Raw genomic sequence first — 20,261 nt, forward strand, 5'->3', positions numbered from 1 at the left:
CTTTCAAACAAAAAAGACACTTATTTTATTTTTCCAAAAAGCTTCCATTCTTCATTTCCCAATAATGAAAAATAAATATTACCAATCCTAGACTTAGGAATAGCATAAAGCTTGTTTTCATTAATATCTTTAAAAACTAAAAATTCTTTAAGATCTGTATCAAAAAGAACAAGCTTTCTGTCTTTACCATTAAACTTTAATCGCCAATCACCTTTTAATGTTTTGTAAAAAAAGGTTCTCTCATCAGCAGTATTAATTTCATAATCTTTTTGCTTTTTTAAAACACTTGTTGATTTTATAGCTCCCATAACATAGCTTAAAAAATCCTTATCAAATTGAACACTGCTCAAAACAGCTCCCACATAAGCTGCCTTTATTTGCTCATTCTTAGAATCAACAAAAAAAATAGTTGGACTTTTTTGTAGATTAATTTTATTAAAAATTTCATTATCCTTATCAATAACTAAAAAAACACTTTTTCTAGATACTTTGTGAATAACTTCACCATTTGCAAAAGAGTTTAAAAAATCTTTTATTAAATTTTCTTTAATATCTCTGCCAACCAAAATTAAAACATTTTTATTCAATTTTTGAGCTTTTTTAATTGCAATCTCATAAGAACTCTCAAAAATAATATCTTCCGGTGGCAAAGAAAACAAATTTGAAAATCCTTGATTTAAAATCATTAAAAATGCAATTATAAATCTCATATTTTACTTGTTAGCTTTGCTAAAAATTCCAACTCTCCTTCATTATCAAAACGCTCTTTTAAGGTTAAACACACACATTCATGATAATCATTGATATAATTTAACTCATCTTCTGAGAGCATTTCTTTTACTATCAACTCCTTTTCAAAAGGAACAAGGGTTAAATTTTCAAACTCTAAAAAAGCTCCAAAGTCGTTTGTAAAAGCTTGTCTTACAAAAACTAAATTCTCAATTCTTATTCCGTGACTAAATGTTCTATAAAGACCAGGCTCAATTGAAACTACCTCAGATCCTTTAAAAAGATAACTAGAATTAGGACTAATAGAAACTGGAAGTTCATGAACATTAAGAAAAAACCCAACACCATGCCCAGTGCCATGAATAAAATTCAATTCATTTTTTAAAAGCGGTAATCTACAAATTCCATCGAGAAAAGCTCCAGAAGATCCATATGGAAACTTTAAAGAAGAAAGGCCAATGAAAGCCTTAAGAACCAAAGTATAGTCACGCTTTTCTTCATCAGAAGCATCGCCTATTAAAAAAACTCTTGTAACGTCTGTCGTACCAAGTCCAAAATATGAACCCCCAGAATCAATTAAAAGAAGACCATTGGTATTTATTTTTTTACTTCTTTTGGGCTTATAATGCGGAAGAGCTCCATTTTCTCTAAAACCAACTATTGAGTCAAAGCTAGAGCTAAAAAATTCTTTGTTCAATTTTCTAAAATGCAAAAGCATATCAGCAATATCTATTTCATCTAATTCAGACAATTCAACCTTGCTAAGACTTTTAAATTTACGTAAAAATTTAATCAATGCAATAGCATCAATAACATGCGCTTCTTTCATCTTAAGAAGCTCATAATCAGTTTTTAATGCCTTAAGACTACTTATAATACTCTCTCCCAAAATAATATTAGCCTCACCAAGAACTTTTAAAACCCCAACATTGGCATAAAATGAAACAAAAAATTTACCTTCATGCTTTATTTTGTCCAAAAAACAGTAAAAATTGCTGTAAGACTCTATTTCAAAATTTTCCATTTCAAGTGCTTCTTTAACGCCTGAATCAAGTTTTTTTATATCAACAAAAAGAACGTTTTTTCGATTTTTATTCCTAGATATTAAAAGAAACGAATAAAACAATGCTGATTCTTTAACATCTGCCCCTCTTAAATTCAGTACCCAAGCAATCTCATCAAGAGCGGTAATAACATAAAAATCTGCCAAATTCTTTTCTAAAATTAAATAAATAGATTTGATTTTTTCAGCTCTTTTATTATTCTTCTCAGCATCAGCCAATTCAAATACATGGCTAAACTCAAGCTGAGGCCTAGATTTCCAAATCAAATCAATTAGATCTTGATTTAAAGCCTTGATATGTGTATTTTTACATTTTTCAGACAACTCTTTATAAAACTTTATACTAATCTCATCTGAATAAATTCCAAGCTTTGATTCTTGAAGATTCAAATTTATATACGTAAAAATATCAGGAAATCCTTTTATTCCAAGCTTTATTAATGTAACTTCGGTTCCCTTAAGCTCTTGTTCGGCCTGTAAGAAATACCTACCATCTGTAAAAAGAACAGCTTTTGATAATGTTATAATTACCGTACCAAAGCTACCAGAAAAACCTGTAATAAACTTACGAGTGCTATACCTTTCATGAGAATATTCACTAAAATGAGGATCGTAGCCTGCTACCAAATAAGCATCAACCCCATTATCCCTCATATGATCTCTAAGCAAAGCTAATCTTTTATTAATATCCAAAAAAATCCCCTTTATACAACCTTACTAATATTAGTATACCAAATAATTATCAATTTTAAAAAAAAAAAATATTTGATATAATTTAGCTTGAAATTAACTCCTAAAGGATAAAACATGAAAAATATTAAAGCGGTTGCCTCTGATCTTGATGGCACTCTTTTACTATCAAAAAGCTATATTGGAGCCTTTACAGAACTTGTAATTAAAAAATTAACAAAAGAAAAAAAGAAATTCATAATAGCAACAGGAAGAAGTAAAAATGAAATCATTCAAATTACAAAAAAAACAGATCAACTGCAAGTTTCATTTTTTATTACATTAAACGGAGCAAAAGTTTACAATCAAGAATGGAAATTAATAAAAAGTCATAATTTATCTGCTGAAGTGGTAAAGAAGATTTTAAATTTAAGAGACGAGAAATTTAGCCACATACCTCATTTTTTACATAAAGCAGATCAAAACGACGACCAATTAAATATTGACATCAAGACTAAAATTGCAATTGATCAATGTAAAAAATTGCAAAAAGAATCCAATGTCTTAAGACATGAAATAATCAGCCCAATCAATAAAATTCAAGAAATTAAAGACTTTAACGAGCTTAAAAATTTTGAAAATGTTGCAAAAATAATACTAGCTGGCAGAGAAGAAAGCCTAATAGAATATGAAGCAATGATTTTAGAGAAATATAAAGGAGAAATAAATGCATACCTTTCTACCCCAAATTCACTAGAAATTGTAGATCATAAAGTCTCCAAAGGCAATGCATTAAAAGAGGTTCTTAAAACTATAAATATTAATTTAAGCGAAACCATAGCTTTTGGAGATGGATTTAATGATACTGATATGCTAGAAAATGTTAAAAAGGGATTACTAATGGGAAATGCAAATTATAGATTAAAAGCAATGCTTCCTTACTTAGAAGTAATAGGAACAAATGATGAAGAAGCTGTTGCAAACTACATTAATGAGAATATCTTAGAAGAACCTATTTAGGAGGAATAAATGGAGAAAGATTTAATAAAATATGCAGAGCTTATAATTTTAAAGGGAATTAATTTACAAAAAAATCAATGTGTTTTAATTCAAGGTTCAATCGACAATTATAATTTTTTGAAAATATTATCAAAAAAAGCTTATGAACACGGGGCTAAGTATGTCAAACTAAACATTAAAGACATTGATATTTTAAAATCAAGACTAAAATTTTCACAAGAAGAAAGCTTGAAATTTATTCCAAATGCAGAAAAAAGCTTTTTAGAAGAAATGGTTCAAGATAAATGGGCAAGAATAAACGTCGATGATACAGAAAATTTTGAAGACTTAAAAGAAAGCATTGGTCAAAAAATGTCAATTTATCAAAAAGCCTTAAATTTGGCAAGCAAAACCTTATCACAAGCAATAATGAACAACGAAATAGCCTGGTGCGTTGTTTGTGCACCAGGTCCAAAATGGGCCTCCAAAGTTTTAAATAAAAAAGAAGGAAGTCAAACTTTAGAAGAATTTTTTAAAATACAAAAAAAAATATTATTACTCGACAGCGAAAATCCAATAGAAAGTTGGGAATCCCATGGGGAAAAACTTCACAAAAGATGCAAAATATTAAATGAACTTAACCTAAAAAAGGTAATTTTTAAAACCGAAAAAACAAACTTGGAAGTATATCTGCTTGAAACTTCCCTATGGACAGGTGGAAGCGAAAAAATCAAAGGAACAGAAATAGAATTCAATGCCAATATGCCAACAGAAGAAGTTTTTACAACTCCAAACTATAAAAAAACAAAAGGCATTGTGTACGCCACCCGCCCTGTAATGGTCCTTGAGACACTAATATATGGAATGTGGTTAAAATTCGAAAATGGAAAAGTTGTTGACTTTGGCTGTGATGATGAGAAGCAAAAAGAAATATTAAAATCACACATTGAAACCGACATTCAAGCAAAATATATAGGAGAAGTAGCATTAGTTGACAGCAGCTCCCCTATTTATCAAAGCAATCTTATTTTTTACAGCACATTATATGATGAGAATGCAAGTTGCCACATAGCACTAGGAGCTGCATATCCATCTTGTTTAAGCAATGAAGAAGATTTAAAGACCGATGCCGATAAGCTAACTTACGGATGTAACGTTTCATTGATACATACAGATTTAATGATTGGAAGCGATGACTTAAATGTCATTGGTGTAGACAAAAATGGAAAAGAGTACACAATAATAAAAGCTGGTAAATTCGCAATATAAAAGGAGGCTTAATAATGATAGGGGCATTGCTTACCAATGATCTTTTTTTGTCTTGTCTTGTATCAGGAATTTCTGCTCAAGTGATTAAATATGGTATCCAAACTGTAAAAACAAGAAAGTTAAAACTAACTCCAGTACATCTTTTAAAAAAAATTTTTCTAGAAACAGGAGGCATGCCAAGTAGTCATTCATCAACAGTCACCGCTCTTTCAACCTCAATTGCACTAACTGAAGGAATAGATACAAATTTTATAATAGCTCTTGCATTTGCCCTTATTACAATAAGAGATTCTTTCGGCGTAAGATATATGTCTGGAGTTCAAGCAGAATATTTAAATGCATTATCAGAAAAATTAAAAAAAGAAATAAAAATTGACACAACAAAAATAAAAGTGGTCAAGGGACACAAAAAGAAAGAGGTTCTAACGGGTATAATAATAGGAATAGTCTCTGCGTATATTGTGTGCTATTTTTAGCATAGGAAAAAATAAATGGTGCGTTTTTTAGGTTTTTTATATTTAATTACAACAATACCACTTATCAATTCCTGCGATGCAGCTCAATTTGGAGACTACAAACCTTTATACTTTGAAAATGAAAATGATCTAAAAACTGCCAATGAATATATAAATTCACTAGGATACAAAACAATCTCAGAATACACAACAAAAATTGACATTTTAGACTTTCCCGAAAATAAAGAAATCACAATAAATGAGATAAACAAACTTAACAATCTTGACCTGAGAAAAAGCATATTTTTAAAAAAGCTCTCCAATCTTTTCAACATAGAGCACAAAAAACTTCTTTATGTTGAAAACAGGTTCAAAAGTATAAATTTTAAAAACCTAAAAAAAGAACTCAATATTAATGCCGACATACATTCTCTTGACTACAAAACAAAAATTAATTTTATTTCAAGCATAATATTTCTAATCATAATAATTTTATTAATTTTTTTAGACCCAACAAATTCTATATTTACTTTAATTTTTCTATTAATTTCATCTCTTACTTTTATGATAAGCAAAGAAATAATGTATTTTTATCCATTTACAGTTCTCTCTTATTTGTTATTTTCAATAATCAGTAATTTTAACAAAAATTACAATAAAATATATTTAAAAGAAATAAATTTTTTAACACTAATGACAAAAATAAAACACTTACTATTTTTATTTATATTCACAGCTCTATATTTCATTACAATCACAACCTTTTTTACTACAAATATTGATCCCACTTTTATTGCATTTGTCGCAATACCAACCCTTTGCATTTTCTTAATTTTCAGCTGGATAAAAACAGAAAGCAATTTTAAAGGCACTTTCTTATTCCCAATTGAGATTAAAGAGAAAAAAATAGAAGGAAAAAAAGCTTTAAAATCAAAAATAGCAATACATTTACTGCTATTTACACTCTCATTAATTCCTTTTGCTTATTCAAGCTATATGCTAAATTCTTATGAAAACATTAACTACCTTTACAGCAAAAAATTAAATTACTTTGATTATTTAAATCCTAATAATATTTATATAATGCTGGGATACAACAAAGACATGCCCAATATTATAGGGTACCTGTCCCACATTCTTTATCAAAACGAACTAAAATACAATATTACCGCTAAGTATGGGAAAATTCTTAAAGATATAAAAGAAAATTACTTTGAAATCAAAAACGACAAAATAGAAATTCATCCTAAAACTGTTTACGAAGTAGACAAATCATTTATTGATGAAATTCTTAAAAAAGATCTTGCAAGTCTGTTTTTAAAAAATAAAAATCCAATCCTAATATATAAAGAAAACAAGAATAATATCAACACAGATAAAAAAAATTACAAAATACTTTTCTTTTTCTCTTTGCCCTTCTTTGTATTACTATTCCTATTTAAAGCAATAAGATTTACAATTCTTTTAAACATAAATGAAAAAACCTATAAAAAATATATTCAAGGATAAATAGCTAATGCTAGACTTAGAAAAAGTAAAAACAATTTTAAAAAAATACAATAAATACGAAATGAACATTAACGAGATTCAAATACCTGAGTATGCCCTAATACCCCTTGAAACAGAAAATTCAAAATCCATAATATACATAATTGAAAAACAAAAAATAGAAGAAAATCAAATTTTATCCAAAAACTCAAACATAGAGCTATACACATATTCTCCAATATCTGGAATAGTAGAAAAAATATACACAGCCAATTTTCCAGATGGAAAAAATTTAAAATCAGCATTAATCAAATTTCAAGGAAAAATAAAAACTGAAAAAACACCAATTGAAGAAGGAGCCTCAAGAGAAAAAACCTTGGAAAAATTAATTCAACTGGGAATTCCTTGGTTTAACGAAAATTCTTTATTTCAATTCATAAACAAATGTAAAAAAATAGACAAAATGATTTTATTAACAAACGGAAAAGATGCATTTACAAATATTTCAGAAGCACTGATGGCAGAAAAATTAGAAGAAATTTTTTCAGGATTCCAAATAATCGACAAAATATTCAAATTCAAAGAAATAATAATAATATCAAATAAAGACAAACTTAAAAAAGAATTTGAAAAATTGAGTATTTTTAAAAACAGAAAAATAAAAATTAAATCTTTAGAAAATGCATATCCTTATACAAATCACGAAATGATAATGCACTTTTTATACAATAATAAAAATACAAAAGATGATATAAACCCCCACAATAATATTTTATTAGCAAATATTGAAGATCTATACAATGCAAATCTTGTTATAAAAAATAACAACCCTTATAAAGAAAAATTTGTGGCTATAAATGGAAATAAAAAAATAAAAAGTAGAATGCTGAAAGTAAAAATTGGAACCTCTTTCAGCCAGATAATAAATGAGAAAATTGATACAAAAAAATATGAAATTTTTTTAAACAACCCAGCCAATAAAATAAAAATCAATACATTAAACATACCGATAACAAGAGATATTTATAGCCTCACCATATTAAAGAAAAAGTCAATATACGACAAAATTAAAGCATTATTTATATCAAGCTTTGCACCATTGCAAATGGAAAATATTATTTTTTCATTCTTAAAGAATGAAAAAATAAATAATAGCAGCAAATTAAAAATATTTAATTATACAGACAAAGAAGTAGAAGAAGAAATACATAAGGTTCAAAAAGAAATTAAAAGCAAAATTCTAAATGAAAGCCTAACAAATGAAGTAATATACACTGAAAACAATTTAAAAGACATATACTTTGCTATCATACTATCACTATCACCTAGCCTGATATTTTCTTTCCTAAATAACACAAAATTCATGACAGACACCTTGCTGTTAATATTTATTAGTGTGGTAATTTATATACCTATAATGCTAAAAATTAATTACAAATGTTTGTCTTTTTTTGTTTACGCCGCTTTAATGATAAGCATTATATTACCCTTGGATTTAGAAATTACACTAAAAATAACCTCCTTATTATTTACTTTTTTGGTATTCTTTTACTTTTTCAGACTATCAACATTTTTGGCAAACCCCATATTAATTTCTTTTATGTTTTTGGTATTAAATTTTCCAGTAAGTTTTAAGCAAACCTATCAAGAGGGACTTAAAAACTCAAATTCAATAATTCCAACCTGGAACGAAATAATTGAAACAAATTCAAACATAAAAAATTTAAAAAGTTTAAATACCTTTACAAGATATGAAAATAAAAAAATAGATGTAATTGAAAACTTTGTAAATCAAAACATTTTTTCCGCTTTTAATATAATTGTCACAAGATTTCATATTGAAAGTCTTTTGGGAGTTAATAATGAAAAAAAAATATCTCCTATCTTGCTTTATTTTGGCCTCTTATTAATAGTTGGCAAATATATAATCAACAAATTAATACCACTGTCATTTTATATAAGCTTAATGGCAATCTCGTACATAGCACATAATATAGGATTGCTAAACCACATCAGCTCCGACATGTTAACACTACTTATTTCCCCAATTCCAATGCTGCTAATATTTACAATGGCAACAGAATTGCAAATAACACCTCACTTTAAATTTGAGCAAATACTCTACGGATCAATATTGGCATTTATATACTTTTTGACATTAAGCTATATTCCTTTTGAAACTTTATCAGTCATAATATCTATTTTCATCTTACAAACAAGCTCAAACTTAATAAAAAAATATAGCTTAACCTTCAAAATTAAAAAAATAATACATGTTTTAAAAACAAATAAAGAAAAAGCACTCAAAACACCTCTTGAAAATGAAAAGGATATAATAAAATTATGACCAATAATTTAATTGCATGCCTAATTATTAACAACTTAACCTTAATACACTTTGTTGGATTTGAGGACATAAAAATAAAAAACAATATAATGCTAATAAAAAAATACGTCATAATAACAATTACTTCTTTATTAATATATTCAATATCGTTTTATTTCTATAAACTGTTTGCAAAGAATAATTTACTGTTCTTAGTGCCAATTTTTTATGTAATTTTAATTTACGTGTTGATATTATTATTTAAAGTATTAAATGATGTATTTATTGCTTACAACAAAAAATCAAATTATTCAAACGATTTCATGCTTTCAAATAGCAGCTTAATTGCAATAACGTTTTTTGCGCTTGATAAGAGCAACGGATTTTTTGAAGGATTAGAAATACTTATTCTATCTGCACTTGGCATACTAATAGCTTTAATGTCAATAACATCAATAAAAAAAAACTTTGACAAAAACCCCAAAATCAATATATTGGAAAACGAACCAATATATTTTTTTATAATGTTTATTTTATCTTTAATTCCAAATATAATTATATTAATATACAATCAATAATAGCGAGAAATAAAAATGAAAGAAAAAATAAATACATTACTCAAACAGGCCGAAGACATTTGGAGGAAGCTTTGACAAAAATGAAATTCAAGCTAAAATCGAAAAATATGAAAAAGAAATAAACCAGAAAAATTTTTGGAATGATCCTAAAAGAGCTCAAGAAGTAATTAAGGCTCAAAGTATTTTAAAAAATAAAATTGATCCGTGGAAAGAGCTAATAAATAAAATAAAAGACTTAAGCGATTTGTGCGAAATTGCTGAAAATGAAAAAGATACTAGCGGCTTGGAAATCGAATTTAATACGCTTGAAAAACAATACAAAGATTTGCTCACAATTTCTTACTTTAAAGAAGAGCTTGACGCAAACAATGCTTTTTTAACCATTCATTCTGGGGCTGGGGGCACTGAAGCATGTGACTGGGTTGCAATGCTTTACAGAATGTATTCAAGATATGCTGAGAGAAAAAAATACAAAACTGAACTTATTGATTTGCTCGAAGCAGAAGGTGGAATAAAATCTGTTACAATAGAAATCAAAGGTGAGTATGCTTATGGACTATTGAAAAGTGAAGTCGGAATACATCGTCTTATAAGAATTTCTCCTTTTGATGCTGCTAAAAAAAGACATACCTCTTTTGCATCAGTATTTGTTGACCCTGTTATTGATGACAAAATAGAAATAATAATCAAACCAGAAGATATAAGAATTGATACATACAGAGCATCGGGAGCCGGGGGGCAACACGTCAATAAAACATCTTCTGCTGTAAGAATAACTCACATTGAAACAGGAATAGTAACTCAGTCTCAAAGCGACAGAAGCCAGCACAAAAACAAAGACTTGGCAATGAAAGTTTTAAAATCAAGACTTTATGAATACTATAAGAACAAAGAAGATGAAAAAAACAAATCCAAGCAAGACACAAAAAAAGAAATTTCTTGGGGCAACCAAATAAGATCTTACGTATTTCAACCTTACAATTTGATAAAAGATCACAGAACAAAATTTGAAAATTCAAACACCACTTCGGTTATGGACGGCAACATAGACAATTTCATAGAAGAGTATCTAAAATGGAAAAGCTTAAACTAAAGCTAGCAATACCATTGCTAGTATTTACAATATGCAAAATACATTCTCAAAGTAATATTGAATACAATTTTTCCTATATCATTAATACAAAAAAAGAAAATATTGACCTAAAAAAGGGAATTGAAAAACAATTGGACAAAATCTATGATAAAATAACAGAACATATAGTAAGCAATGATGACAAGAATATTATTGAAGATATTTATATAAATCAAGATATAATAAAAACAGAACTGGAAATTAGCAAATTAAAAAAAGAAATGGATAAAAAAAAACTTCAAAACATAATAACCGCAAAAGAAAAGCATAACACCAAAACCAAAATTGATGAGCTTAAAAAAAATATTCAAAATATCAACAGTAAACAAAAAAAATTTGCAGAATATTTTAATAATTTAAAAAAACTAAAAGTAAAATATAAAAAAATCGAAGAGCAAACAAATATATCAAATTTAAATAAAGAATTTTTTATAAGAGAAGAATTATTTTTTATTAACTATATTGATCTTAAAAAAATAGAAAATTATTATTTGCTAGAAATTAGCAACATCACTCCTGAGAAAATTAAGACTAAAAAAGCGGTATTTAAAACATCATCTTCTGTTAATGAAATTGCAGATCAAATAACACAATACAGCCTCAAAGAAATATTGGGCAGAGAATTTTTAAAAATCAACATTAACGTCAAAAATAACTCAGATGCAAAAATCTATATAAATGAAAAATTTGTTTCAAAAGGAATCTATCACGATAATATTTTTGACATTTCTAAACTCCCAAACAAAGAAATTGAAATACAAATCACAAGTGCAAATTTCGAAAACTATTCTATCAAAAGAAAGGTAAAAAATGCAGACTCAATAATATTAGATATTGACTTAAAAAGAACAATATCTAAAAAAGTATCAATTACAAGCAATGTACAATCTAAAGTTTTTAAAAAAGGAATATTTATGGGAGAAACCCCAATTGAAATTGAAAAACCAGAAAATCAAGATATCATCTTGCTTAAATCTAAAGGATATAAAGATAAATTCAAGTTAATAAATAAAGAAGAAGATCAGGTAGAAATAGAAATGATAAAAACTAACAAAAATAGACTTATCGACACAAGAGATAAATTTTATGTCAATCTGGCTGTCTTTACATTAAGCACAATAGGAACCATTTTTGCAGGAACATTACTTAACAATTCAGAAATACTTTATAAAATAACGGGCAATCACTTTATTAACAAAAGATTAACAGCAGAAGATGTTTATATGGCAAAAGCGGAACAAATGACTGCAACATTTCTATTTGGAGTAGGAATCACTTTAACTATTGGAAGCTTTATCTCATTAATAACTCATTTAGTAGAATATATTAAAGAAGCAAATATGGGAGAATAGATTTAATAATCTGTAATAAAATAGGAGAACAAACTTTTGGGCATTTTAGAAAAAATAAAAAATTTATTTAAAAGCAAACAACAAGAAAATGTTATTGAAAATTTAGAAGACATTTTATTAGAATCAGACATTAATAATGAAATTGTAATAGAGATAATAAATAAATTAACAAAAGAAAAAAATGAAAACGAAAAAACTATTATTGGAAAACTAAAAGAACTTTTAAACAGCTATATTAACACAAAAAAATTTACTCTAGAAAATAACAAATTAAATATTTTATTAATAGTTGGTATAAATGGAATTGGAAAAACATCAAGCATAGCAAAACTTGCAAATAAATTAAAAAATGAAGGCAAAAATATATTAATATCGGCTGCTGATACATTCAGAGCAGCTGCAATTGAACAAATGAAAATTTATGGAGAACAAATCGGTGTTAGAATAATATCTCAAAACCAAGGAAGCGATCCATCAGCTGTGATATTCGACAGCATATCAAGCGCTAAGCTTAAAAATTACGATGCATTAATTATTGACACAGCCGGAAGATTGCAAAACAAAGAAAATTTAATAAAAGAGCTTCAAAAAATAAATAATGTAATATTAAAGCAAATAAAAAACACCAACATTAATTACCAAAAAATACTTGTAATAGATTCTACTATTGGAAAAAATGCAAATAGCCAAGCAGAAATTTTTAATAAAGCAATAGAAATAGACGGAATAATAATCACAAAACTTGATTCATCCTCAAAGGCAGGTACAATAATAAATATTTCAAAAATTCTTGAAAAACCTATATACTTTACTACCTTTGGAGAAAAACTAGAAGATATTAAAGAATTTGATATAAATGAATATTTTAATAAATTGCTATGAAAAAAAACCAATTAATACTTCTTCTATTTATGCCACAAATTATTTATGCAAAAAGCTATTTTGCATCTGATGTATTTTTTAATAAATACCAAAAATTAAATGAAAAACCAAAAACGGGGTTTTATATTGAGTATTATTCTGTTGATGATACTGAAAAACTCTACTTATACAAAGAAAATAACTTAATAAAATACAAAACAATTCAAATCATAGAAAACACAAAAAAAATTACATGTTATGATACAAAAGATACAAAAAGAAAAGAAGAGATTTACGATAATTTAAATAACAAAATACAAGAAATTGAATATGATAGCAAAGGAAAAATTCTTGAAACAGCAAATTACGTTTATGAAAACGAAAACTTAATATCTAAAAATTTAAAAACAATAAACCAAAAACCAAAATTAATATATTATTCTAAAGACGACAATGGTAAATTACTAAAAATAACAGGATCAAATTTCCAAATTTGGAACTATGGAATTAATGGCGACATAAAATCTACATATTTTGATATCAAAAAAGAAACAACAAAAGTGATAAAATATGATGATAAAAAAAGAAATTCAAACAGTACAATAATTGTTAATAATAAAATAAAATCCAAAGAAAAAAACCAATATTTGGATGAAGAAAAAATAGTAAATACCTTTGAAGAAGAGAATACAAAAATCATATCTACCTACAAGGCAAACAACCTAATTAAAGAAGAAACATATAAAAATAATGAACTTATAAAAGTAAATGATTTTCAATACAACGAATCTGATATGATAATTTTTCAAAACACTAAAGAAAAGGATAAAGACCAATACACCAATACTAAAATTGAATACGAATATAATAAAGACAATCAATTAAAAAGCAAAAAAATTTATGAGAACGATATAATTTATCTAAAAACTGAATACCACAATGACAATGAATATGAAGAAGAAATATACTACAATAAAAAACCTGCTCTTAGGGTAAAACACAAGAACGGAAAAGTCACCGAAGAAAAACCAATAGGAACAAATTAAATGGGTATAAGAAATTTTTTACTTAAAAGATTAATACTAGAAGAAAAAAATAGCCTAGCCCTCACAATTGTAATAATATTAAGCATTGCATTAGGCGAAACAATAATTATTCTAACAATATCAATCATGAATGGTTTTCAAAACGATTTTTTTCTTAGCATTACAAATGTAGAAAGTGGAAACTTAAAAATAGAAAATGAACTAACTCAAGAAGAAATCAAAAAAATTAAAAAGATTGAAGGAATAAAACATATAAATAAAATATACGAAACACAAGGCATTGGAATTCAAAATTATTATTATCCAACTATTTTAAATATCATTGCAGTTGATATTAAAGATCTCAAAAAAGATCAAAATTTTATTTCATTTACAGGACTTGAAAAAGATGAACTGGATCTTAAAGACAATGAAATCATTATTGGAAATGTACTCTCACACAATTTCAACTTATTCGAAAATGATCCCCTAGAATTAATAATAACCGATGAAATAAAAACACTTATATCGCTAGAAAATGATATAAAAAGCTTTAAAATAAAATCGATTTTCAAAAGTAATTATGCAAAAATAAATGAAACTTTAATTTTTATGAATATAGACTATTTCATTAAAAATAAAATTTTACATAATTCTGGTATTAATTACCAAGTAAAAACAAAAAATTTAAATCCAAGCAACAAATTAATTGAAAAGATTAAAGCTGTTAATCCAAAAATTAAAGCAAAAACTTGGAATGAATACAATAAAGAATTCTATAAAATATTGAAAATAGAACGAAATACAATGTTAATTATTTTAGCAAGCATTTTCATTGTTATTGCCGTTAATGCATATTATCTTCAAAAAAGAATAATAATAAACAAAAATAAAGCTATTTTAATACTATTAGCCATGGGACTTAGAATAAAAAAAATAAAGCAAATTTTTTTTATTCATTCAATAATAATTTGCACTGTAGGAGGACTTCTTGGCTTGACACTGGGAATTTCCATTTCCCTAAATATAAATGAAATTTTCAAAATAATTGACAATCTGGTAAACACTTTAATAAATTTTTTAAATCAAATATTGGCTTTAAAAATAGATGGCATTAAAATACAAATAGTAAAAAATACAATTACTCCTAAATTATTTTTAAGCGATTTAGCATTTACTTTCTGCTTTGCATGCTTTTCTACAATGTATTCAAGCATGAAGGCAACAAAAAAAATTGGAAGTCAAAAAAACATTGAAACTATTAATGGGCAGTAAAATGGAGAATATATTAATTATAAAAAATCTTTGCAAAGCATATAAAAAAAATAAAACAAAAATTCAAGTAATAGAAAATCTAAACTTAACTGTAGAAAAAGGTGAATTTATTTCAATTCAAGGAAAAAGTGGTTGTGGAAAATCAACTCTTTTTAACATGATTTCAGGAATTGATAAAATAGATTCTGGAGAGATAATATCGTGTGGAATATTTTTGAAAAATGCAAATGAAAAAACATTAAGTTTGTACAAAAACAGACAAATAGGCTTAGTATTTCAAAATTATAATTTAATAAATGAATTTAGTGTAATTGAAAATATAATTTTACCCCAAATTATCTCAGGCCAAAAAACAAAAGAAACAATAAATAAAAAAGCTTTAGATCTAATGAAAATATTAAAAATAGAAAACAGAGCAAATCATTACCCTTCAGAGCTCTCAGGGGGCGAATCACAAAGGGTTGCTATTGCTAGAGCGTTAATCAATGAACCTAATATAATATTGTGTGATGAACCCACGGGAAATTTAGACTTAAGCACAGCCAAAACTGTAGAAAATCTACTTATCAATACGGCAAAAAATTTTAAAAAAACCTTAATACTAGTTAGTCACAACCCACAATTTGCAAACAAAGCAGATTCAAAATACGAATTCAAAGATAGGACATTGAAAAAATTATGATACTAAGGCTACCAGAAATTACAAAAATTGCATATTTAATTTTCAAAAATTCAACAAATAAAATAGCTTTAATAGGTTCTGGAATATCATTAAGTTTAGTAATGATCCCATTAATTATTGTTTACTATATGTCTAGCAACATCATGACTTCTACTATTAATAAATATATTGAAAGTGAAGGATTTTCAATGCAAATAGAATACAACGAAACAAATAGAACTCATTATCTAAAAGACAAATTAAGCTTATTGAAAAAAAAATATAATTATAAGGATCTAAATTATTTTTTCGAGAAAAGAACCTATGGAATTATTGGAAACAATAAAAAACAAGGTGTATTAATAAGAGCAATAGAAAATAAATTCATATTAGAAAACAAATCAATAAAATTAATAAAAGGTACTAAAAATTTAAAAAAGGATTCTATACTCATTTCAAATCAAATCAAAAATAAACTTAATTTAAATCTTAATGAAAAAATTGATATTTTGATTCCAAATACAAAAAATGATAAAATAATGCCCAGAATAAAAAAATTTAATATCTCGGGAATAATTGAAACCGGATTAAAAGATATTGATAATAATTTGGTATTGATTTCTTTTGAAAACGAGAATGTAATGTCAAAAAAATTTTCAAAAAGCATAATTGGGCTTAAAATAAATTCCAATTCCATAAAAAATAATGAAATCTTAAAGCAGAATTTAGAAACCAAATTTCAAGAATTCCAAATAAAAACATTCTATGAACTTTACTCAAATAAATACAATAATCTAGATATAAGTAAAAAACTTTTAATATTCATTATGGCTTTGATTATAATATTCGCAAGCATCAATATATCTTCGTCCCTTTCAATGCTTATCTTTGAAAATAAAAAGAAAATTGCAATACTAAAATCAATTGGAATGAGTAATTTAAATATAAAAACAATATTTCTTTTGATATCGATCACATTAAGCACTGCCTTTTGTGGAATTGGAATAATAATTGGAAATTATTTAACACTTAAAATATCTTATTTAATAAACTTTGTTGACAATGTTTTAAACTTTTTTTTAAAAATACTTGGAGAAGAAAATTCTGAAATATTAAACTCAGAATATTATGTATCTGAATTTCAAATACATTTAAGCCTAAGCTTTAGCTTAACACTTCTTGGCCTTTATATGTTAATAAACATTTTAACTACACTGATTCCGCTTAACATTGTCTCAAATCTAAAAGAAAAAGAAATCTTAAGATAGCTTAAAACTTTATTTAATCATCACATTATAAATTTTAATAGAAGAAAAATCCTTTTCAATTGTAGGATAAATCTCATTTGGGAAAATCGTACTAATTGTGAAACTCTGCTTGGATTTAGACTTTAAAAAAGAATTGGCAGAAGAAATTAATTTGCGTCTCAAAGACCTAATGATTCTACCTTCCTTATCAATATAACCAATTTCAATCTCCAAATTTTTAACAACATCTTTTGAAGAATTGAAAACTTCTATAACAGTATTTGCCTTGCAAATCCCAAAAGACTTTTGAAAATAATTTCCAATATATTTAAATTTTAATATAAAAGAATCTGAGCCAAGATTTACACCAATTTTATCATCAACATTCTCAAAAAAATCAATGTCAATGATATCTAATACTATTTTTTTAGGATTAACATCAATGGCTCTTGGTATGCTTGATATAACATCAATTGGAATATAAACATCTTTACCCCATTTTGCAGAAAAATCACTTTCTTTAGAAAAAATCTGATTAAACACAGATTTGCCAAGATTATCGTAAACTGTAACTCTGTAGGAAATCTTTTTAACAGGGTGCATTGTTGAGATAATCCCCGCTTTAAGCTGATACAAATGCGCATCTTCAAATACCAAAACTTTAGCGTCCTCTATTTCTATGTAATATAGATCTTTGGGACTTGAAATAAGATTAACAGCTTCAACTACTAAATCCGTAGCCATAGTAATAGGAGGAAGACCTTGCGATGTAAAAGAGGGAGCAAATTTTTCTTTTAAAGCCATTGCACCATTCCCGTTCATACTCATGAAACCCTGAAAAGATCTGTAAGTAATCAAAGAAATACAAAATATCAAGATAGAGCTTATGGTTAATATTAACATCCTGTTCTTGGATTTCTTAAATTCATAATAGTCGATTAAATCTAAATCATCTCTTATTCCAAATTCTTTTGCCTGTAAAGTTACATGGATCATTTTTTTTTTAGATTCTTTAGTATTTACCTTATCCGCAACTTCTTTAAAAAGAAAAAAAAATAAACTGAACATTGACTTGTCGTGAAGAGAATAAAAATAGACAGATTCAAGCTCTCTAAAAGCAATATCTATCTTGCCTATATCAACAAATTTTTTGGCTCTCGCATAAGATCTTTTAAAGTGAAGACCCATATTTTCAATGTCATTATCAGAAATATCTGATACTTCAATAATATTTTTAATACTCTTTTTGCTTAAAATTTTATTTCTATGCTTCTTAAGCTTTGATAAATAAATCTTAATTCTATCTTCAGATGTTTTACTACTATTCATTGTCTTCTAATTCATCAACTTTTTTTAAAAGCCAATACGCAATATTTCTAGCAGTGGTCTTTGTAATAGAAATCCCTATAAAAGAGTTGATTAATACTATTTTTCCCTCTTCTCCGCTTTTAAATTCTTTTGAAACCTCTTCTAAAACACCTTCTTTGGTTTTTGTGTAAGCAATCTCTTCAGAAATCTCTGTGGATTCAAAAACAAGATCACAAAAAATTTCTCCTGTATCAGTTACATTCCCATAAATATTATTAACAGGAACTAATTTATAATCTTCGGCTTTTTCAAACCTATAAATTACTTCTTTCATATAAACGAGTATATCATAATCAAAAAACATAGCCAATAAACAAAATTTATATAAAAATAAATTTCAATTTAAAAAAAATGATTATTAATTAATAATCATTTTAAACTTTTCTTTTGAAATAAAAAATAATGATATAATAATTAAAAGCTAAAAATTAAAATAAAGGAACTTATAAGGATTATGGATTTCAAACAAATAAACAGCAATGTCGAAAAGGTTAAATTTTTAAGAAAAGATTTTCCTATTTTAAATAAAAAATTTGACAATAAGCATATAATTTACTTTGATAATGCAGCAACCTCTCAAAAGCCCAAAAACGTAATTTATTCTAACGTTGAATATTATGAAAATTACAACGCAAATGTACACAGAAGCGGACATAAATTTGCAATTCAATCGAGCATAAAAATAGAAAAAACAAGAGAACTTGTAAAAAATTTCATTAATGCAGAATCTGCAAAAAATATAATATTCACCTCTGGAACTACTGATGGAATTAATACCATTGCAAGTTCATTTTTTTATTCAAAATACTTTAAAAAAAAAGATGAAATTATTCTTACAACTCTTGAACATAACAGCAATTTACTGCCTTGGGTAAATCTTGCAAATTTAGCTAATTTAAAAATTAAATTAGCTAAATTCAATGAAATGGGAATTATTACCCCTGAAGAAATTGAAAAACTTATTACAGAAAAAACAAAGCTCATCAGTATTTCAGGAATAAATAATACCTTAGGAACCATTAATGATTTGGAATCTATTGGAAAAATCGCAAAAAAATACAATATATGTCTTTTTGTAGATGCTGCACAAATGGCCCCTCATATAAAAATAGATGTTAAAAAAATTGGCTGTGATTTTTTGGTATTTTCTGGACATAAAATGCTTGCTCCAACAGGAATAGGAATTTTATATATTTCAAATAATATGGTTGAAAAACTTCACAGCTCAAAATTGGGGGGAAATACTGTAGAAGAAATATTTATAGAAAATGAAAAAATTAAATTTAAAGCATCTGATTCTCCCAATAAATTTGAATCGGGAACCCCAAATATTGCAGGAATTATTGGACTTGAAGAGGCAATAAAATATATTGATAATATTTCTATGGATTTTATTTTAGAGCATGATAAGCAGTTAATCGAATATGGGGTAAAAAAATTACAAGAGATTGATGAAGTTGAATTTATACTAAATACAAATCTTAAAAGAAATTCAATAATATCATTTACAGTAAAAAATATTCACTCTCACGATATTGAAACATATCTAGATACAATGGGAATAGCAACCAGAGCCGGAAGAACTTGTTCCTATGTGGCATTTTTCCCAGAAAATTTAAATAAAAACCATCTTTTAAGAATTAGCTTTTATTTTTATAATACACAAGAAGAAATTGATAATTTCATATTGGGATTAAAAAAGGTAATAAAAGAGCTTTCATAAAAATTTATAAAATAAAGATCTTAACAAAGTTAATCAAAAAT

At 26.2% G+C, this 20,261-nt stretch carries 18 protein-coding genes; 14 read left to right on the forward strand and 4 right to left on the reverse strand.

The window, feature by feature from the left end; translation table 11 throughout:
- Positions 1 to 20: 20 nt before the first annotated feature.
- Both QIA19_RS00875 and QIA19_RS00880 read right to left on the reverse strand, forming a co-directional pair.
- Positions 21 to 710: a hypothetical protein gene (locus tag QIA19_RS00875; RefSeq protein WP_301365132.1), complete on the reverse strand. Its 690-nt coding sequence runs from the start codon at positions 708 to 710 to the stop codon at positions 21 to 23.
- Positions 707 to 2,485, reverse strand: coding sequence for an aminopeptidase P family protein (locus tag QIA19_RS00880; protein ID WP_301365134.1), 1,779 nt, complete (start codon positions 2,483 to 2,485; stop codon positions 707 to 709). The genes QIA19_RS00875 and QIA19_RS00880 overlap by 4 nt, the downstream gene beginning before the upstream one ends.
- Positions 2,486 to 2,599: 114 nt before the next feature.
- On the opposite strand from QIA19_RS00880, the gene QIA19_RS00885 reads away from it, so the two are divergent.
- From QIA19_RS00885 to QIA19_RS00945, 13 genes are all read left to right on the forward strand, one after another.
- Positions 2,600 to 3,481, forward strand: a complete 882-nt coding sequence (locus QIA19_RS00885) for an HAD family hydrolase (protein WP_301365136.1) — start codon at positions 2,600 to 2,602, stop codon at positions 3,479 to 3,481.
- Between the two features lie 9 nt (positions 3,482 to 3,490).
- The gene (locus tag QIA19_RS00890; protein ID WP_301365138.1) at positions 3,491 to 4,729 is read left to right on the forward strand and encodes an aminopeptidase; all 1,239 of its coding nucleotides are present in this window, start codon (positions 3,491 to 3,493) and stop codon (positions 4,727 to 4,729) included.
- Positions 4,730 to 4,743: 14 nt separating this feature from the next.
- On the forward strand, positions 4,744 to 5,205 hold the full coding sequence (locus QIA19_RS00895; RefSeq protein WP_008882623.1) for a divergent PAP2 family protein: 462 nt from the start codon (positions 4,744 to 4,746) through the stop codon (positions 5,203 to 5,205).
- 15 nt (positions 5,206 to 5,220) lie between these two features.
- Positions 5,221 to 6,693: a hypothetical protein gene (locus QIA19_RS00900; protein WP_008882812.1), complete on the forward strand. Its 1,473-nt coding sequence runs from the start codon at positions 5,221 to 5,223 to the stop codon at positions 6,691 to 6,693.
- A gap of 7 nt (positions 6,694 to 6,700) precedes the next feature.
- Positions 6,701 to 9,019, forward strand: a complete 2,319-nt coding sequence (locus QIA19_RS00905) for an RnfABCDGE type electron transport complex subunit D (protein WP_301365142.1) — start codon at positions 6,701 to 6,703, stop codon at positions 9,017 to 9,019.
- Complete coding sequence (locus tag QIA19_RS00910) at positions 9,016 to 9,576, forward strand: hypothetical protein (protein ID WP_301365144.1); 561 nt, start codon at positions 9,016 to 9,018, stop codon at positions 9,574 to 9,576. The genes QIA19_RS00905 and QIA19_RS00910 overlap by 4 nt, the downstream gene beginning before the upstream one ends.
- A gap of 15 nt (positions 9,577 to 9,591) precedes the next feature.
- Positions 9,592 to 10,669, forward strand: a protein-coding gene (gene prfB / locus QIA19_RS00915) for a peptide chain release factor 2 (RefSeq protein WP_301365146.1) whose coding sequence is annotated in 2 segments (ribosomal slippage) — positions 9,592 to 9,647 and positions 9,646 to 10,669 — 1,080 coding nt in all. Because the reading frame shifts where the segments join, the coding sequence is not laid out codon by codon here.
- Positions 10,651 to 12,060 (forward strand): hypothetical protein, encoded by a 1,410-nt coding sequence (locus QIA19_RS00920; RefSeq protein ID WP_301365148.1) that lies wholly within the window; start codon positions 10,651 to 10,653, stop codon positions 12,058 to 12,060. Before prfB ends, QIA19_RS00920 begins: the two co-directional genes overlap by 19 nt.
- Before the next feature lie 36 nt (positions 12,061 to 12,096).
- Entirely contained in the window at positions 12,097 to 12,942 is an 846-nt protein-coding gene (gene ftsY, locus QIA19_RS00925; protein WP_301365149.1) for a signal recognition particle-docking protein FtsY, read from the forward strand.
- Positions 12,939 to 13,967 (forward strand): hypothetical protein, encoded by a 1,029-nt coding sequence (locus QIA19_RS00930; protein WP_301365151.1) that lies wholly within the window; start codon positions 12,939 to 12,941, stop codon positions 13,965 to 13,967. The genes ftsY and QIA19_RS00930 overlap by 4 nt, the downstream gene beginning before the upstream one ends.
- A complete protein-coding gene (locus QIA19_RS00935; RefSeq protein ID WP_301365153.1) occupies positions 13,968 to 15,221 on the forward strand; it encodes an ABC transporter permease in 1,254 nt (417 codons plus the stop codon). It abuts the gene before it with no gap.
- 1 nt (position 15,222) lies between these two features.
- A complete protein-coding gene (locus tag QIA19_RS00940) occupies positions 15,223 to 15,903 on the forward strand; it encodes an ABC transporter ATP-binding protein (protein ID WP_002656931.1) in 681 nt (226 codons plus the stop codon).
- On the forward strand, positions 15,900 to 17,150 hold the full coding sequence (locus QIA19_RS00945) for an ABC transporter permease (protein ID WP_301365155.1): 1,251 nt from the start codon (positions 15,900 to 15,902) through the stop codon (positions 17,148 to 17,150). Before QIA19_RS00940 ends, QIA19_RS00945 begins: the two co-directional genes overlap by 4 nt.
- Positions 17,151 to 17,159: 9 nt before the next feature.
- Here QIA19_RS00945 and QIA19_RS00950 read toward each other — a convergent pair whose 3' ends face one another.
- Together QIA19_RS00950 and QIA19_RS00955 are read right to left on the reverse strand one after the other, a co-directional pair.
- Positions 17,160 to 18,458 (reverse strand): hypothetical protein, encoded by a 1,299-nt coding sequence (locus tag QIA19_RS00950; RefSeq protein ID WP_301365156.1) that lies wholly within the window; start codon positions 18,456 to 18,458, stop codon positions 17,160 to 17,162.
- Complete coding sequence (locus tag QIA19_RS00955) at positions 18,451 to 18,771, reverse strand: hypothetical protein (protein WP_301366211.1); 321 nt, start codon at positions 18,769 to 18,771, stop codon at positions 18,451 to 18,453. Before QIA19_RS00955 ends, QIA19_RS00950 begins: the two co-directional genes overlap by 8 nt.
- A 180-nt stretch (positions 18,772 to 18,951) precedes the next feature.
- Here QIA19_RS00955 and QIA19_RS00960 point away from each other — a divergent pair, with 180 nt between their 5' ends.
- Positions 18,952 to 20,220: a cysteine desulfurase gene (locus QIA19_RS00960; protein ID WP_008882802.1), complete on the forward strand. Its 1,269-nt coding sequence runs from the start codon at positions 18,952 to 18,954 to the stop codon at positions 20,218 to 20,220.
- Positions 20,221 to 20,261: the final 41 nt, after the last annotated feature.

The organism is [Borrelia] finlandensis, assembly GCF_030438365.2.
GTDB lineage: Bacteria > Spirochaetota > Spirochaetia > Borreliales > Borreliaceae > Borreliella > Borreliella finlandensis.

What these genes read in the sequence shown, in the direction of transcription:
- QIA19_RS00895 (WP_008882623.1), top strand. Translation starts at nt 4,744, where the DNA reads ATGATAGGGGCATTGCTTACCAATGATCTTTTTTTGTCTTGTCTTGTA.
- QIA19_RS00940 (WP_002656931.1), top strand. Translation starts at nt 15,223, where the DNA reads ATGGAGAATATATTAATTATAAAAAATCTTTGCAAAGCATATAAAAAA.
- QIA19_RS00935 (WP_301365153.1), top strand. Translation starts at nt 13,968, where the DNA reads ATGGGTATAAGAAATTTTTTACTTAAAAGATTAATACTAGAAGAAAAA.
- QIA19_RS00945 (WP_301365155.1), top strand. Translation starts at nt 15,900, where the DNA reads ATGATACTAAGGCTACCAGAAATTACAAAAATTGCATATTTAATTTTC.
- QIA19_RS00875 (WP_301365132.1), bottom strand. Translation starts at nt 710, where the DNA reads ATGAGATTTATAATTGCATTTTTAATGATTTTAAATCAAGGATTTTCA.
- QIA19_RS00900 (WP_008882812.1), top strand. Translation starts at nt 5,221, where the DNA reads ATGGTGCGTTTTTTAGGTTTTTTATATTTAATTACAACAATACCACTT.
- QIA19_RS00950 (WP_301365156.1), bottom strand. Translation starts at nt 18,458, where the DNA reads ATGAATAGTAGTAAAACATCTGAAGATAGAATTAAGATTTATTTATCA.
- QIA19_RS00920 (WP_301365148.1), top strand. Translation starts at nt 10,651, where the DNA reads ATGGAAAAGCTTAAACTAAAGCTAGCAATACCATTGCTAGTATTTACA.
- QIA19_RS00955 (WP_301366211.1), bottom strand. Translation starts at nt 18,771, where the DNA reads ATGAAAGAAGTAATTTATAGGTTTGAAAAAGCCGAAGATTATAAATTA.
- QIA19_RS00890 (WP_301365138.1), top strand. Translation starts at nt 3,491, where the DNA reads ATGGAGAAAGATTTAATAAAATATGCAGAGCTTATAATTTTAAAGGGA.
- QIA19_RS00960 (WP_008882802.1), top strand. Translation starts at nt 18,952, where the DNA reads ATGGATTTCAAACAAATAAACAGCAATGTCGAAAAGGTTAAATTTTTA.
- QIA19_RS00905 (WP_301365142.1), top strand. Translation starts at nt 6,701, where the DNA reads ATGCTAGACTTAGAAAAAGTAAAAACAATTTTAAAAAAATACAATAAA.
- QIA19_RS00930 (WP_301365151.1), top strand. Translation starts at nt 12,939, where the DNA reads ATGAAAAAAAACCAATTAATACTTCTTCTATTTATGCCACAAATTATT.
- QIA19_RS00885 (WP_301365136.1), top strand. Translation starts at nt 2,600, where the DNA reads ATGAAAAATATTAAAGCGGTTGCCTCTGATCTTGATGGCACTCTTTTA.
- QIA19_RS00910 (WP_301365144.1), top strand. Translation starts at nt 9,016, where the DNA reads ATGACCAATAATTTAATTGCATGCCTAATTATTAACAACTTAACCTTA.